This window comes from Halohasta sp. A2 (assembly GCF_056175805.1).
This window is the reverse complement of record NZ_JAQFWV010000079.1, coordinates 1-13,541: the sequence shown is the minus strand read 5'-3', so window position 1 is coordinate 13,541 and position 13,541 is coordinate 1. Positions and strand designations below refer to the sequence as shown.

At 60.8% G+C, this 13,541-nt stretch carries 11 protein-coding genes and 1 pseudogene; 7 read left to right on the top strand and 5 right to left on the bottom strand.

Annotated features, from left to right (window positions below; translation table 11 throughout):
• Positions 1–124: 124 nt before the first annotated feature.
• Positions 125–727, bottom strand: a pseudogene (locus O2S87_RS15850) (Hsp70 family protein); the annotation flags it as partial.
• Positions 728–970: 243 nt separating this feature from the next.
• Between O2S87_RS15850 and O2S87_RS15845 the strand changes: the two are divergent.
• From O2S87_RS15845 to O2S87_RS15835, 3 genes are all read left to right on the top strand, one after another.
• Entirely contained in the window at positions 971–1,870 is a 900-nt protein-coding gene (locus O2S87_RS15845) for an HFX_2341 family transcriptional regulator (RefSeq protein WP_475409739.1), read from the top strand.
• A 100-nt stretch (positions 1,871–1,970) separates the two neighbouring features.
• Complete coding sequence (msrB, locus tag O2S87_RS15840) at positions 1,971–2,405, top strand: peptide-methionine (R)-S-oxide reductase MsrB (RefSeq protein WP_475409738.1); 435 nt, start codon at positions 1,971–1,973, stop codon at positions 2,403–2,405.
• 143 nt (positions 2,406–2,548) lie between these two features.
• The gene (locus O2S87_RS15835) at positions 2,549–3,676 is read left to right on the top strand and encodes a sensor histidine kinase (protein WP_475409737.1); all 1,128 of its coding nucleotides are present in this window, start codon (positions 2,549–2,551) and stop codon (positions 3,674–3,676) included.
• A 55-nt stretch (positions 3,677–3,731) separates the two neighbouring features.
• Here the strand turns inward: O2S87_RS15835 and O2S87_RS15830 are convergent, their stop codons facing one another.
• Together O2S87_RS15830 and O2S87_RS15825 are read right to left on the bottom strand one after the other, a co-directional pair.
• On the bottom strand, positions 3,732–4,526 hold the full coding sequence (locus O2S87_RS15830; RefSeq protein WP_475409736.1) for an RNA methyltransferase: 795 nt from the start codon (positions 4,524–4,526) through the stop codon (positions 3,732–3,734).
• Entirely contained in the window at positions 4,523–5,119 is a 597-nt protein-coding gene (locus tag O2S87_RS15825) for a DUF8114 family protein (RefSeq protein WP_475409735.1), read from the bottom strand. The genes O2S87_RS15830 and O2S87_RS15825 overlap by 4 nt, the downstream gene beginning before the upstream one ends.
• Positions 5,120–5,206: 87 nt before the next feature.
• Here O2S87_RS15825 and O2S87_RS15820 point away from each other — a divergent pair, with 87 nt between their 5' ends.
• From O2S87_RS15820 to O2S87_RS15810, 3 genes are all read left to right on the top strand, one after another.
• Positions 5,207–6,367, top strand: coding sequence for a dihydropteroate synthase (locus O2S87_RS15820; RefSeq protein ID WP_475409734.1), 1,161 nt, complete (start codon positions 5,207–5,209; stop codon positions 6,365–6,367).
• A 144-nt stretch (positions 6,368–6,511) separates the two neighbouring features.
• Entirely contained in the window at positions 6,512–7,228 is a 717-nt protein-coding gene (locus tag O2S87_RS15815) for a 6-hydroxymethylpterin diphosphokinase MptE-like protein (RefSeq protein WP_475409733.1), read from the top strand.
• Between the two features lie 41 nt (positions 7,229–7,269).
• Positions 7,270–8,703: a cryptochrome/photolyase family protein gene (locus O2S87_RS15810; RefSeq protein ID WP_475409732.1), complete on the top strand. Its 1,434-nt coding sequence runs from the start codon at positions 7,270–7,272 to the stop codon at positions 8,701–8,703.
• Between the two features lie 12 nt (positions 8,704–8,715).
• Here O2S87_RS15810 and O2S87_RS15805 read toward each other — a convergent pair whose 3' ends face one another.
• Together O2S87_RS15805 and O2S87_RS15800 are read right to left on the bottom strand one after the other, a co-directional pair.
• The gene (locus O2S87_RS15805) at positions 8,716–11,319 is read right to left on the bottom strand and encodes a heavy metal translocating P-type ATPase (protein ID WP_475409731.1); all 2,604 of its coding nucleotides are present in this window, start codon (positions 11,317–11,319) and stop codon (positions 8,716–8,718) included.
• A gap of 88 nt (positions 11,320–11,407) precedes the next feature.
• Complete coding sequence (locus tag O2S87_RS15800) at positions 11,408–11,998, bottom strand: AsnC family transcriptional regulator (protein WP_475409730.1); 591 nt, start codon at positions 11,996–11,998, stop codon at positions 11,408–11,410.
• A gap of 163 nt (positions 11,999–12,161) precedes the next feature.
• On the opposite strand from O2S87_RS15800, the gene O2S87_RS15795 reads away from it, so the two are divergent.
• Positions 12,162–13,310 (top strand): cation:proton antiporter, encoded by a 1,149-nt coding sequence (locus O2S87_RS15795; protein WP_475409729.1) that lies wholly within the window; start codon positions 12,162–12,164, stop codon positions 13,308–13,310.
• The last annotated feature ends 231 nt before the right edge of the window (positions 13,311–13,541 follow it).

The window sequence follows — 13,541 nt, the reverse complement described above, 5'->3', positions numbered from 1 at the left end:
AGGTCGCTGCGTGGGAACGTACTCGCAACCAAAATAGGACGGAGATCAACTGGCAGTTTACGACCGACGATGCTCGCATCAAACTACGGCAGCTATACCCAACAAATCACGATTGAAGGTGCACTAGCTTGTTATCTCCGTTCGTTGCGATGACGTCATAGATCCCATCACCCATATCCAGAACCGAAACATCGAACGTACCGCCACCGAGATCCACAACCAGTACTGTTTGCGACGTATCGTGGTCGAGACCGTATGCCATCGCAGCGGCAGTTGGCTCGTTGATAATCCGTTCCACAGAGAGCCCTGCGACCTTGCCAGCGTCCTTTGTTGCTTGTCGCTGTCGATCACTGAAATACGCTGGAACGGTTATTACAGCCTTGGAGATCGATTCACCGAGATACCGTTCAGCGTCGTTCTTTAATTTTCGAAGAATAATCGCAGAGATCTCTGCTGGGCCGTACCCAGTTCCTCTAAGGGTTTGGTTGTACTCGTCGATACCGATTTTCCGCTTGATCGAACGAACCGTCTCCGTGGGGTTTTGAATCTCCTGATTGACTGCAGTCTCTCCCGCGAGCCACTCTTCGGTCTCGGTGAGTGAAACGACAGACGGTGTTGTCCGAGTTCCTTCGAAGTTCGGGATGATCTTTGGATCTGAGCCTTCGACGACCGCACAGGCACTGTTCGTCGTCCCAAGGTCGATCCCCAAAACCGTTTTTTCGGCCATTGTGAACCCCTGTATCTGTCAGACTAAATTAGTTCCGTTCTTATTATTTGTTAGGGTCATGATGTCGTCGTATCAATACCACTCTGGCGAAAAGTTGGTTACGAGGGGCGTAGTTGATACACCGAGTAGAGCCACAGTGATCGTGTTGTGACCGGTTCGGTCTCCGCAGTCGGGAGTTTATCCTGGATAATTCGGCCCAGAGAGTGTGACGAGTTATATATGCGGCTTCACATTGGGATACCAATGCAAACGCACATCGTCCCGGTCGGCTTCGATTACGACCGGCTTATTGCGCCGCTTATCCGCGACCAGTTCGATGTGGATCACGTCATCCTGCTCGAAGGTGCGGTAGGAAGCGAGGCGAACGTCGAGTACTCACGTCGACTGGCCTCGAAACTCGAAACCGACTTTCAGAACCTACTCGGCGCAGAAACCGAGCGTATCCGCCTGATCGACGTCTACGACTACGATACGGCGTTCGAAGGGGCCTTTGAACTCATCAACGAACAGTTGGACAACGGAGCGGAGGTGTGGGTAAACGTCTGTTCGATGCCCCGACCAGTGAGCTTCGCCTTCGCGACCGCAGCCCACTCGGTGATGGTCGAACGCCAAGCAGACAGAGACCGAATTCACACCTACTACACCGCCCCAGAGAAGTATCTCGAAACCGAACTCGCCGAGGAGCTACGGGCCGAACACGACCTTCTAGCGGACCTCTTGGAGGATGGTGATCTCGACCGCGAGCGTATGGAGACCCGACTGCATAGCATCACCGAACTACTCTCGGAGTTCGACGAACGCGGCGTCACCATCGGCGCAAAGAAGATCGGCGACAGCCACATCGTCGAACTGCCCGTCGCGTCGTTTTCAAACGTCAAACCCTTCGAAGAGCTCATCCTGTTCACGCTCGGCGAACACGGCGAGTTCGAATCGGTCAGCGAACTCGCCTCGACACTGGCGCGCGATCTCAACGAGGAGTACACCGACAGCTTCCGCTCGAAAGTCATCTACAACGTCGACCGCCTGGGCCCGGGTGGCAAGGGCTACATCGAACAAGAGGAGGTCGGCAAATCCTATCGGACGACGCTCTCGCGAATCGGGGAGCTCTGGGTCCGTTCGCACACTGACGACGACCGCCAGTAAGCAGCCGCAGTCGACGTCTACTCATCACGAAGAGCCAGTAGTTGACTCCTAACTGGTGGCTCGACGCAACGCCTTTTGGGCCAGCACCCCTACGGGTTGTATGAGCGAACCGACACACACTGCGCTTCCCGAAACCAACGACGAGTGGCGCGAGCGACTCACCGACGAGGAGTACCACATTCTCCGCGAGAGCGGCACTGAACCCCGATTTAGTGGCGATCACGTCGACCGCGACGACGACGGCGTCTACCGGTGTGCGGGCTGTCGAACCGTGCTGTTCGACTCGGAGACGAAATACCACTCCGGCTGTGGGTGGCCGAGTTTCTACGCGGCCGAAGACGGGGCGACGACGACCGAACTCGACACGAGCCACGGGATGCGCCGGACCGAAGTCCGGTGTGGAACCTGTGACGGCCATCTGGGCCACATCTTCGACGACGGCCCCGACCCCACCGGCAAACGGTTCTGTATCAACTCGGTTGCCATCGACTTCGAGTCGACCGAATCCACCGAGTCGACCGAATCCGCGGAGTAACCAACCGAAGGGCCTTTTCAGACAGTTTCGGTTATCAGATCAGATATTTTAACAGTGAACTAAAAGAGAGCCGAACGGTTGTGTAGCGTATGAGCCGTCGACACGGGCCGAAGGTGCCACGGGTGGCGAGACAGGCGGTGTGAATGACTCGTAGAGCCGATCCGGCCGACGGCGATCCGTTCGGCCGACTGGTCGAAGCCGAAACCACCTGCGAGATTCTCACGGTTCTCGACTCCGCGGTAAGCGAGCTGGAGCCGGTCTCTGAGAGGCGTTTTTGGCTGGTCAACCCCGATACCGAACAGTTGGAAACTGCTGGTCCGACCACCGGTGGGAAAGACGACTCTGGCGAGCCCACACCTCTGACGACTGCGGCTTACGAGCACGGAGAACGACAGCATTCGACCGACTCGAACACACCTCGTATCGCCTTTCCGCTGGGCGGCGTCGGGGTGATCGAACTGTCGGTCGACGATATCATACCCGAAATTCGGACGACGGTTGGCCGGCTGTCGACGGTCGCCGGCGGCTGTCTCGAACACCACAGACGGTACACCCGACTCGAAGAGCGATTCCATCGGGTCGCCGAGCGAAACCGAACGCTCTCGCAGTTCGCTCGGACGGTCTCGCACGATCTCAACTCGCCGCTGTCGGTGATCTACGGCCGGATCGAGCTCTCGCTCGCAGAGCCATCGAAAGCCGACATCCACCTGCAGGCCGCGCTCAACGCCGCCCAGCGAGTCGACTCGCTGATCACCGATCACCTCCAGACGATCCAAACCGTCGACGCCGAGGCCGAAACCGAGGCCGTTTCGATCCAGACGGTCGCCATCCAGGCGTGGCGGATTATCGACCCCTCGACGGCCCGACTCCAGATCGAGCCGCATCTGGAGACGGTCGAGGCCAATGCGATCCGGCTCCAACAGCTGTTCGAGAACCTGATCCGCAATGCCATCGAGCACGGCTCGTCGGAGTCGGTCGGCCTCGGGTCGACGCCGCGTTCGCGCTCGCCACAGGAGATTTTCGACGACGACACTAATTCGGTGACCGTGACGATCAAGCCGACAGCATCAGGCTTCGCGGTATGCGACGATGGGCCCGGAATCCCCGAAAGCGACCGTCAAACGGTCTTCAAATCCGGGTACACGACGACCGAATCCGGCAGCGGGCTCGGGCTCCACATCGTCGACGAGATCGTCGACGTTCACGGCTGGGAGATCGATGTCACCGACAGCGAGACAGGCGGTGCACGGTTCGAAATCGCCACCCAGTAGACCGTAGGCGTCTCTTACTCGGTCGTAGGAACGGTATAGCCAAATAAAGAGGTCGTTACGAGCCTGGTTCAGTCGACGGCTGAGCGTCGTTAGCGTCCGCTGTACCACTAAGTTCCCGCCGCTGTTCGAGTTGCTCAGTTGCCTGTCGGAACACGCCCAGCAGCGTGTGAACCTCCCTGTCTGTGGGGTGGGCTCGACCGATCAGCCGCCGCACGAGTCGCTGTGTCTTGTCATGTTTTCGCTCGTTGTATCGCTGGGCCTCGAGAAACGCCCCAACGTAGTCGTAGAGCCGTTCGATATCGTCTTCGTCAGCCCGATAGTGATCGACGTCGGGAAGCTGTGTCTCTTTGACAGTCAGCTCACGCAGTTCGTAGAATAGAATCGTCGCTGCCTGGCCCAGGTTGAGCACGGGATACTCGCCGCTGGCAGGGATCGAGCACACCTCATCGAGCCGCTCGATCTCGCGGTTGTGCAGCCCTCGACCCTCACGACCGAAGACGAGTGCTGTTTGGGTTTCGACCGACGATAGCGACTCCCGAAGTTCGACCGGGGTTTTAAACGGAAATCGGACGTGTCGACGGCTGTCTTCGCCCGTGATCGCGGTACAGCCGACAGTGTGGTAGTTCGCGATAATCTCGTCGAGTTCGACCTCCTCGGCGTTCGGGAGCACGTCTTCGCGGGCGTGGCCCGCAAAGCCGTAGGCCTCGCCGTCGGGGTCGAGCACAGGTGGGTCGACGAGTTTGAGATCGGTGAGCCCGAAGTTCTTCATCGCTCGCGCGATCGTTCCGACGTTGCCCGGCGTTTCGGGCTCGACGACCACGACAACCGGCGACTGGCTCGGCTGGCTCATGACTCGTCGGTCGGATAGCTTGCATCGAAATCGATCGCCGCGAGTTCCTCCTCGGAGATCGGGTCGGCGTCAGGATCGGCATCCTCGGGGTCGTCGATATACTGCCGGAGATCGATTCTGTGTGGCTCGTAGTCGGCTTCGAGCCGTGCTTGGATCTCCTCTGGATCCGGGAGATCGGGGAGCGATTCCGGATCAGTTTCGACGTGGTCGACGCCGCCGAAGCCCTCGGGTGCTCGATTACCGTCGGCGAACCACTCGTGGAAGGCGTCGGCAAACTCCTCGTCGCCCCGGAGGTCGCTGCCGCCTGCCTGCTGGTACCAATACACGAAATCCGGTTCGTGATCGCCACAGAGGACGACCTCGTCGTTCGATTCGCCGTAGACGAACTCCGCAGGATTACAGCGCCTGATGTCGGCCTCGCCGTGAATCAGGTAGCAGCCATCACACGGTTTTTCGACGAGCGTCAACAGTCGAAGCAGTCGCTGCCGCGGGTCTTCCGGTATCTCTGCGAGGGGCTTGAACTCCTCGTCGTCGGTGAAGATCTCGCTCTCCTCGAACCGCCAGCCACGAAGCCCGACGCTGACTTTTCCCATACACATCGTAACGACGCGGTGAATAAAAACAGACTGACTCCACTGGTGAATCGGACCGCCTATGTCGGCGGCGTTCCGAGTGGAAGTATGCGAACTGTTGACGCCGCCGGGTTGAAGATCGGTGACGACCAGCCCCCACGGATCATGGGCGTGCTGAACGTGAGCGCCGAATCGCCGTACAAGCCAAGCGTGTTTAATAGTCCAAGCGAGGCCGCCGCCTACGTCGACACCGAACTGATCGATCAGGGTGCCGACATCGTCGACGTCGGCCTCGAATCAGCCAACAAGAAGTTCGAGGTATTGAGCGCCGACGAGGAACTCGACCGCCTCGACGTGGCGCTCGAAACGATCGAGAGCGTTTCGGGAGACGCCGTCTTTTCGATCGAAACCCGATACCACGAAGTCGCCGACGCTGCCCTCAGCGGCGGGTTCGACATGGTCAACGACATCTGTGGGTTTGCCGATCCGAAGATGCCCGAGGTCTGCGAGGAGTACGACGTCGCGGTCGCCAAGATGGCCTCCCCGCCGGATCTCGAACGTCCGGGAGCGATCGAGGACGTAGACGACATATACGACGCGCTCGAACTCAACGGTCTCACCGACAAAACCATCGTCGACCCGGCGTTCGGCGGCTGGAGCGAGGACAAAACCATCGAAGACGACCGCGAAACCTTTCGGCGCTTGCGGGAGTTCCGCGGCTACGGCCAGCCGATTCTCGTCTCAATCAATCGCAAGAACTTCCTGCGGTCGGTCGCCGGTCGCGAAACCGACGAGGCCCTCCCGGTGTCGTTGGCCGCGACGTCTATGGCCGTCGAACGCGGTGCGCACGTCATCCGAACGCACGACGTGGCCGAAACCCGAGACGCCGCGCTGATCGGCAAGGAGTTCTCGCGCTCACGGCTCCGCGAGACGGTCGACGGAATCTCGGTCGAGCAACTCGACGTGACGACGACACGAGAGGCCCGTCGACATCTCGACCGGTTCGGTTTGGGCGAGACGGCCGCAGAGTCGCTCGCCGATCGGAGTGTTATGCATGTCTTTACCGTGTCAGGAATCGACACAGTCGACCGACAGCGGTTGGCCGAAGCGTGCGAACAGGCGGGTGTCGACTGTGTCAGCCGGTCGTCTGACAGTACCGTGATTACCGTTGGCACGAAATCTGGGTATGATCGGCTTACCGAGGGTTTGAGTAGTGTTCCGAGCGATATTTCGGGCGTTATCGAACGTATCAGAAAGGCGTGCTGTTAAGAGAAAACTTATGCCGGATCATGGCAAACCAAGCAGTGGACGCCGGAGGGGCATTCGGGTAGGGGTACTCTGTGCCAATCCGGCCCATACAATATTACAGTCGACGAGCCTCAGGCCCGCTCGGCTGGATTTATACCGATTCCAATGAGCAGTAGCCTCAGCTTTCCCGAGTGGGAACCGGTGTACGAAGCGATTCTCGCCGACCTCGGCTTCGACCGAGCGGCCGACGAGACCGCCCGAGACGTGGCCGCTGATATCGCCCGGCCATTTGATCGCCGTCGACTGTCGTTTCTCGACGACGCAGCCGTCGTCATCGTCGGGGCGGCCCCGTCGCTGTCGAGCGAACTCAAAGACTTCGATCCGACATCGGTCGACGCCATCGTCGCGGCCTCGACCGCCGTGGACGTGCTCGCCGCCCACGGAATCGACGTCGACCTGATGGTGACCGATCTGGACAAAAACACCGAGACCGCCAGCAAACTGACTCACCAAGGAACACCGGTGGCGGCCCACGCCCACGGGGACAACATCCCGACGCTGCGCGAGTGGCTCCCGCGGTTCGAGCTTGGGTCGACGCTCGTGACGACGCAGGCCGAGCCCACGCGGGCCGTCGAGAATTTTGGCGGGTTCACCGACGGTGACCGGACCGCCTTTATTGCGGATGCGTTCGGCGCGGCCGAACTCCGCTTTGTTGGCTGGCAGTTCGACGATCCGTCGGTCGACCCGATGAAAGCCCGCAAACTCCGGTGGGCAGCGCAGTTGCTCTACTGGCTCGAAGGGCGGCGAGATGAGCAGTTTGGCGTGTTGGATGGCTATCGAGGTGAGTTGGCAGACGCGCCGTCGACGTTCTCGACTCGGTGAGGCTCCACAAGTTTCCTTACGGTCCTTCTCGTAGCACAGGCATGCAACTTCACTGGCACCGGCGGGATCTCCGTGGAGCCGACAACCGGGCGCTCGCGGCCGCAGCACAGCGCGCTGCTGACTCGAACTCCGGTGTCGTCGCGTTGTTCGTTTTCGACGAAAGGGTGCTCGAACACGCCGGCTCCCCACGTGTCTCGTATCTCGTCGACTCGCTGGTAGAACTCCGCGAGTGGTACCGCGACCGTGGTGGTGACCTCCTGATTCGCCGCGGAGATCCCACAGCGGTCGTTCCGGCAGTGGCAAGTGCGGTCGACGCCGACCGAGTCGTCTGGAACCGCGACTACTCGGGACTCGCCCGCGAGCGTGATGCGGCGGTGCGCCAGGCGCTCGCCGAGGCGGATATCGCGCGTGAGTCGTTCCACGACGCCATCTGCCACGAACCGGGGTCGATCACGACCAATGCGGGCGAGCCCTACTCCGTTTTCACCTACTTCGGCCGCAAATGGCAGGATCGAAACAAGGACGAGCCGTATCCGGCTCCCGAGTCTGACCAACTCGTCGACAGCGAGACTCTCGGCGTCGACGCTGGGTCGTTGCCAACGCTCGACGAGCTGGGTTTCGATGAACCCGAGGCCGACCTGCTGACCGCCGGGAGCGCCGCCGCTCACGAACGACTCGCTGGCTTTTGCGAAGACGGCATCTATCGCTACAACGGCGAACGCGACTACCCAACACGCGAGTCGACCTCGCGGCTCTCGGCCGACCTCAAGTATGGCACTATCGGGATTCGGGAAGTCTACTGGTCGACCGAGAAGGCAACTGAGGAGGCAACCGAAAGTGAGCTAGAGTCGATCAGAGAGTTCCAGTCACAGTTGGCGTGGCGCGCATTTTATACGCACGTGCTGTGGTTCCACCCGAACGTCGTCTCGGGGAACTACAAAGAATATGAGTATGAAATCGAGTGGGACAACGACCCAGAACTGCTGCAGGCGTGGAAAGAAGGAAAAACGGGGTTTCCGATCGTCGACGCGGGTATGCGCCAACTCCGCGATGAGGGATTTATGCACAACAGAGTCAGAATGATCGTCGCCTCGTTTCTGACCAAGGACTTGCTTATCGACTGGCGTGAGGGCTACGACTGGTTCCGCGAAAACCTGGTCGACCACGACACCGCCAACGACAACGGCGGCTGGCAGTGGGCCGCCTCGACGGGCACCGACGCCCAGCCTTACTTCCGCATCTTCAATCCGATGACCCAAGGCGAACGCTATGACTCCGACGCCGAGTATATAAAGAAATACGTCGACGAGTTGTCCGAGACCGATCCAGGGATCATCCACTCGTGGCACGAGGCCTCGCTCACCCAGCGACGAAACGCCGCACCTGACTATCCCGATCCGATCGTCGACCACAGCGAGCGCCGCGAGCAAGCGCTGTCGATGTTCGAGGCCGCCCGTGGTGAGACAAACGAGTAAGAAACAGCGCCCTCAGCGGAGCCAACCGAACAGTTCGTAGTCCTCGGTGGGCGAATAGCGGCGGAACAGGAGGCTGTTGGCGAGCACCGAGACGCTCGAAAACGCCATCGCGGCGGCCGCCAACACCGGCTGGAGCAGTCCGAGCGAGGCCAGCGGAATCATCGCCGTGTTGTAGCCGAACGCCCACACGAGGTTTTGTTTGATTTTCTGGAGCGTCGCATCCGAGATCCTGATCGCCTTGACGACGTCGACCGGGTCGTCGCGCATCAGCGTCACATCGGCGGCTTCGATGGCCACGTCAGTTCCCGAGCCGAGGGCGGTGCCGACGTAGGCAACCGCCAGCGCGGGCGCGTCGTTGACACCGTCGCCGACCATCATCACCTTCGATCCATCTCCCTGAATGGCTTCGACGGCGTCGGATTTGTCCTCGGGCAGCACGCCCGCCCGAACGTTTTCGGGGTCGATACCGACATGCTCGGCGACCGCGCGCGCCGTTCGTTCGTTGTCACCGGTGAGCAACATCACGTCGACGCCGCGCGCTCGAATCGCGCGAACGGCCTCGGCGGCGGTCGGTTTGACCGTGTCGGCGTCAGCGAGCACGCCGACGAGCCGGCCATCGGCCGCGACGAGCATCGCCGTTTTCCCCTCGGTTTCGAGCCGCTGCATCGTCTCGGCGGCCGGTTCGGGGTCGACGCCGTTGTCGGTCAGAAGGGTTCGGTTGCCGACCAACAGCTCAATGCCGTCGACGGTCGCCCGAACGCCGTGACCCGGCACGTTCTCGAACGCCTCTGGCTCGCCGACCTCAAGGCCGCGGTCGGTCGCGCCGTCGACGATCGCGCGGGCGAGCGGATGCTCGCTTCCCCGTTCGGCGCTCGCGGCGAGCCGAAGCACGTCGTCTTCGGAAAGTCGGTCGTCGGCCGCGAGTAGGCCGCCATCGGTGGCGGCGTTGGTGGCAGCATCGCCCGCTGAATCGAAATCGAACGCGGTCACGTCAGTGAGCTCCATTTCGCCCTCGGTGAGTGTCCCGGTTTTGTCGAAAACGACGGTGTCGACGTCCTTGGCGCGTTCGAGGATGTCGCCGCCTTTGAACAGCACGCCGTGTTGAGCGCCGATCGTCGTTCCGACCATCGTCGCGGCGGGCGTCGCCAACCCCAGCGCGCAGGGACAGGCGATCAGCACCGAGGAGGCGAACACGATGATCGCGAACTCGAATACTGAAACGCTGCCGCCGACCACGGTTGGCCCACCAGCGACTAGGTCCCACAGCGGCAGCCAGTCGACGATTCCGGCCAACACGGCGGGGAACGCGAACCAGACGAGCGCCCAAAGCAGCGCGTTAGCGATGACGATCGGCACGAAGTACGCCGAGATGCGGTCGGCGAGGTTCTGGATCTCAGGCTGGCGCGACTGGGCGTCTTTGACCGTCTGGACGATCTGTTGGAGGGCGGTGTCGGCGCCCACGTTGGTCGCCTCGACGACGAGCACGCCGTTCTCGTTGATTGTCGAGCCGACCACCTCGTCGCCCTCGCGTTTTTCGACCGGAACGGACTCGCCGGTGACCATCGACTCGTCGACCGCGCTCTGGCCGTCGACCACGACGCCGTCGGTCGGGATCTGCGCGCCCGGCCGAACCTTCATTCGGTCGCCGACCGAGACGTCTTCGAGCGGAACCTCCCGCTCGGTTCCGTCGTCGTCGACCAGCGTCGCCGTCTCGGCTTCGAGTTCGAGCAACGATCGGAGCGCGTCGCCGGCCTGGCCCTTCGAGCGGGCTTCGAGGAAGTTGCCGAGCGTGATGAACACGAGAATGAGCGCGGCCGTATCGAAGTAGAGACTGCCGGCGATCAGTCCCGACAGCACGGCCACCGAGTAGCCGTACGCGGTCGAGGAACCCAGCGCGATGAGGACGTCCATGTTGGCCCGGCCGTTGGTGACGAGCGCCTTGTAGGAGTTTTTGTAAAACGGCCAGCCGAGAACGGCCTGGACCGGCGTCGCCAAGAGGAACTCGACCCAGCCGAACTCGATACCAAAGATCATCTCGGGGACGAACACGCCGCCGAGAACGAGTCGGTCGAACAGAAAGCCCAGCATCGGGATCGACAGCGCAGCACCGAACAGCGTCAGTCGGCGCTGTTTTCTGATTTCGTCGGCCCGGGCCGCATCTCTTGCGTCCCTTCCGCCGTCGACGTCGCCCGCCTTCTCGCGGACCGGCGAGTAGCCAGCCGCTTCGATTGCGTCGTAGAACGCGTCGACGTTCGTCTCGGCAGGGTTGTACGTCACTGTGGCCTCGTCGGTCGCGTAGTTCACGTTCGTCTCGATAACGCCTCTGAGCGATTCGAGAGCCTCGGCGTTGGTTTCGGCACAGTTCGCACAGGTCATATCCGAGATGCCGACCGTGACCGATTCAGAAACCGCACCGTAGCCAGCGGCCTCGATTTTACCGTAGATCTCGGCGAGCGAGACCGCTTCGGGGTCGTACTCGACGGTCGCCTCGTCGGTAGCGTAGTTTGCACTCACTGCGGTCACGCCATCCAACGCGTCGAGCGCGTCACGAATGGTCGACGAGCAGTTGGCACAGGACATGCCCGTCACGTCAAGGTGAGTCGTTCGTGTGGTCATACTACCTAGTACGAACCCCACCTTTAGGCAGTTTACTGCTTCGAGAGTAGGGGTCTATACCCACTGATACTTCAGATTCGAAAGTCAGTCATGCACTGGATTCGAGGCGCTGGTAGCGCTCTTCGAAGCGGGCCAGACATGACGGACAACAGAAGTGGTAGACCTCGTTGTCGATACGTGCGGTTTCGCCTTCGCTGTCGACCGTGTTCGAACACTCCGCACACGAGAGGGCGAACTCCACGCCGTCGACCGATGGCGTCCACTCGACGGCGTCGACCAACGCGACCGTGTAGTCGTCGATCTCGATTCCGTCGAACAGGCCAGCGATCCACGGCCGAACGTTTTGGGCGTCGACGCGGCCGTAAAACCGAACGCTACCGTCGGCGGTAACGAAGACGTGTTCGACAGCTTCGGCCTCACGGACGCGCTTGCGGGCTCGATCAAGCGATTCTGCTGGCAGGTCGAGGTCGACCAACACGGGGACGCCAGCCCGAAGCGCCGCCCGATCGACGTCGATCGTGAAGTGCTTGATGATTCCTGACTCTTGCAAGCGTCTAACGCGCTCGGAGACTGCGGGGCCAGAGAGGTCGACCTGCTCGCCGATTTCACTAAAAGGTCGACGAGCGTTCGTAGCCAACAGCGAGAGAATCTGCAGGTCGGTTTCGTCGAGATCGCGCATAGCTCCTCTAATCCCTCAAGAGACAATACTCTTGGCCACTCATCCAGTAGATTGCTGCGTTCACCGCGTGGTCGACCTTCGATTCGAAAGTCAGTCGTACCGAAGACGACAGACAGCGAGGTGATGCTGATTTTGAAGACCGAGTATTCGGAGAAACGACAGGATGAGTCGATACGAAATCGGGATGCTCGTTGTCGGTGTGGCGTTGCTCGGGGCAGTGGTGCTGCCGCGCATCGTCTCGGACAAACCGCTTTCGTTTCCACTGATCTACGTCGGCTTCGGATTCGTCCTCTTCGAGTTCGCCCCGCTCGCCGTGGTCGACCCGGTCGGGAATGCGACCCTTACGGAACACCTCACCGAACTGGTGGTCATTATCGCGCTCATGGGCGCAGGGTTGAAAATCGACTGGCCGTTCAGGCTTGGTTCGTGGTCGTCGACGTGGCGACTGATCGGGATTACGATGCCGCTGTCGATCGCTGGCGTCGCGGTGTTCGGGTGGGCACTGCTCGGTCTCCATCCGGCGACCGCGATTCTATTGGGTGCCGTTGTCGCTCCAACGGACCCGGTGCTCGCCTCCGATGTGGAGGCGGGCGCACCGCTAACCGAGATGGAGGTCGAACAGGCCGACATACACGAGTGGGGCTCGGTCCGGTTTGCACTCACGTCCGAGGCCGGATTCAACGACGGACTGGCGTTTCCGTTCACGTACCTCGCGATTGCGGTCGCTGGCGCGAGTACGGCCGGGAGCGTTGGCTGGTTAGTCGACTGGGTATTGGTCGATATAGGCTACCGAATCAGTGTTGGACTCCTCTCAGGGCTGCTCATCGGCCATCTAATGGCCCGTGTCGTCTTTCATTCAGCTGCGGCCTCACAGCAGGCCGAGCTCATGGCCGGTGGCGAGGCACTCGTCACCACGCTGTTTGCCTACGGACTGACCGAACTCGCTGGTGGTTACGGCTTTCTCGCCGTGTTCGTGGCTGCGCTCGAACTCCGGCGCTTCGAGTGGGAACACGACTACTACCACCATCTCCATGACTTCGGGGCTGTCGTCGAACGACTCCTGATGTCGACCGTGCTCGTTTTCTTTGGTGGGGCGATTGCCGGTGGGCTGTTGGCACCGTTGACGTGGCAGACGGTGGTGGTCGCAGTTGGATTCCTCGTCGTGATTCGCCCGCTCGTAGGCCTCGTTGGCTTTCTCGGCTCGGAGGCACCGTGGGTCGACCGACTCGTTATCTCCTGGTTCGGCATTCGAGGCATTGGCTCGTTTTATACAGAATTGAGGAGAATACCTGACCCTTTAGGGTCAGGATGAATCCGACAATTCCTACACAATCCACCGGCAATGGCAGGGTCGGGTATTCCACCGTTCTTAAACCGAACCTTTACAAGAAAAGCGAGTATAAGTGTTTATACAGACGTTTAGAATGCTGGAAGTCCACCGCACCCACCGGGCAAAAATCCTCAACCACGGACAGGTAGAGAACTCGCTCGACCGGCACGGATGGTCGGCCAGCAAACTCTGGAACGTCGCCAACTACCACTC

Bases quoted from the DNA above. Each gene is read 5' to 3' on its own strand.
- O2S87_RS15800 (WP_475409730.1), bottom strand. From the start codon at position 11,998: ATGCGCGATCTCGACGAAACCGACCTGCAGATTCTCTCGCTGTTGGCT.
- O2S87_RS15805 (WP_475409731.1), bottom strand. From the start codon at position 11,319: ATGACCACACGAACGACTCACCTTGACGTGACGGGCATGTCCTGTGCC.
- msrB (WP_475409738.1), top strand. From the start codon at position 1,971: ATGAGCGAACCGACACACACTGCGCTTCCCGAAACCAACGACGAGTGG.
- O2S87_RS15820 (WP_475409734.1), top strand. From the start codon at position 5,207: ATGCGAACTGTTGACGCCGCCGGGTTGAAGATCGGTGACGACCAGCCC.
- O2S87_RS15815 (WP_475409733.1), top strand. From the start codon at position 6,512: ATGAGCAGTAGCCTCAGCTTTCCCGAGTGGGAACCGGTGTACGAAGCG.
- O2S87_RS15810 (WP_475409732.1), top strand. From the start codon at position 7,270: ATGCAACTTCACTGGCACCGGCGGGATCTCCGTGGAGCCGACAACCGG.
- O2S87_RS15835 (WP_475409737.1), top strand. From the start codon at position 2,549: ATGACTCGTAGAGCCGATCCGGCCGACGGCGATCCGTTCGGCCGACTG.
- O2S87_RS15830 (WP_475409736.1), bottom strand. From the start codon at position 4,526: ATGAGCCAGCCGAGCCAGTCGCCGGTTGTCGTGGTCGTCGAGCCCGAA.
- O2S87_RS15825 (WP_475409735.1), bottom strand. From the start codon at position 5,119: ATGGGAAAAGTCAGCGTCGGGCTTCGTGGCTGGCGGTTCGAGGAGAGC.
- O2S87_RS15795 (WP_475409729.1), top strand. From the start codon at position 12,162: ATGAGTCGATACGAAATCGGGATGCTCGTTGTCGGTGTGGCGTTGCTC.
- O2S87_RS15845 (WP_475409739.1), top strand. From the start codon at position 971: ATGCAAACGCACATCGTCCCGGTCGGCTTCGATTACGACCGGCTTATT.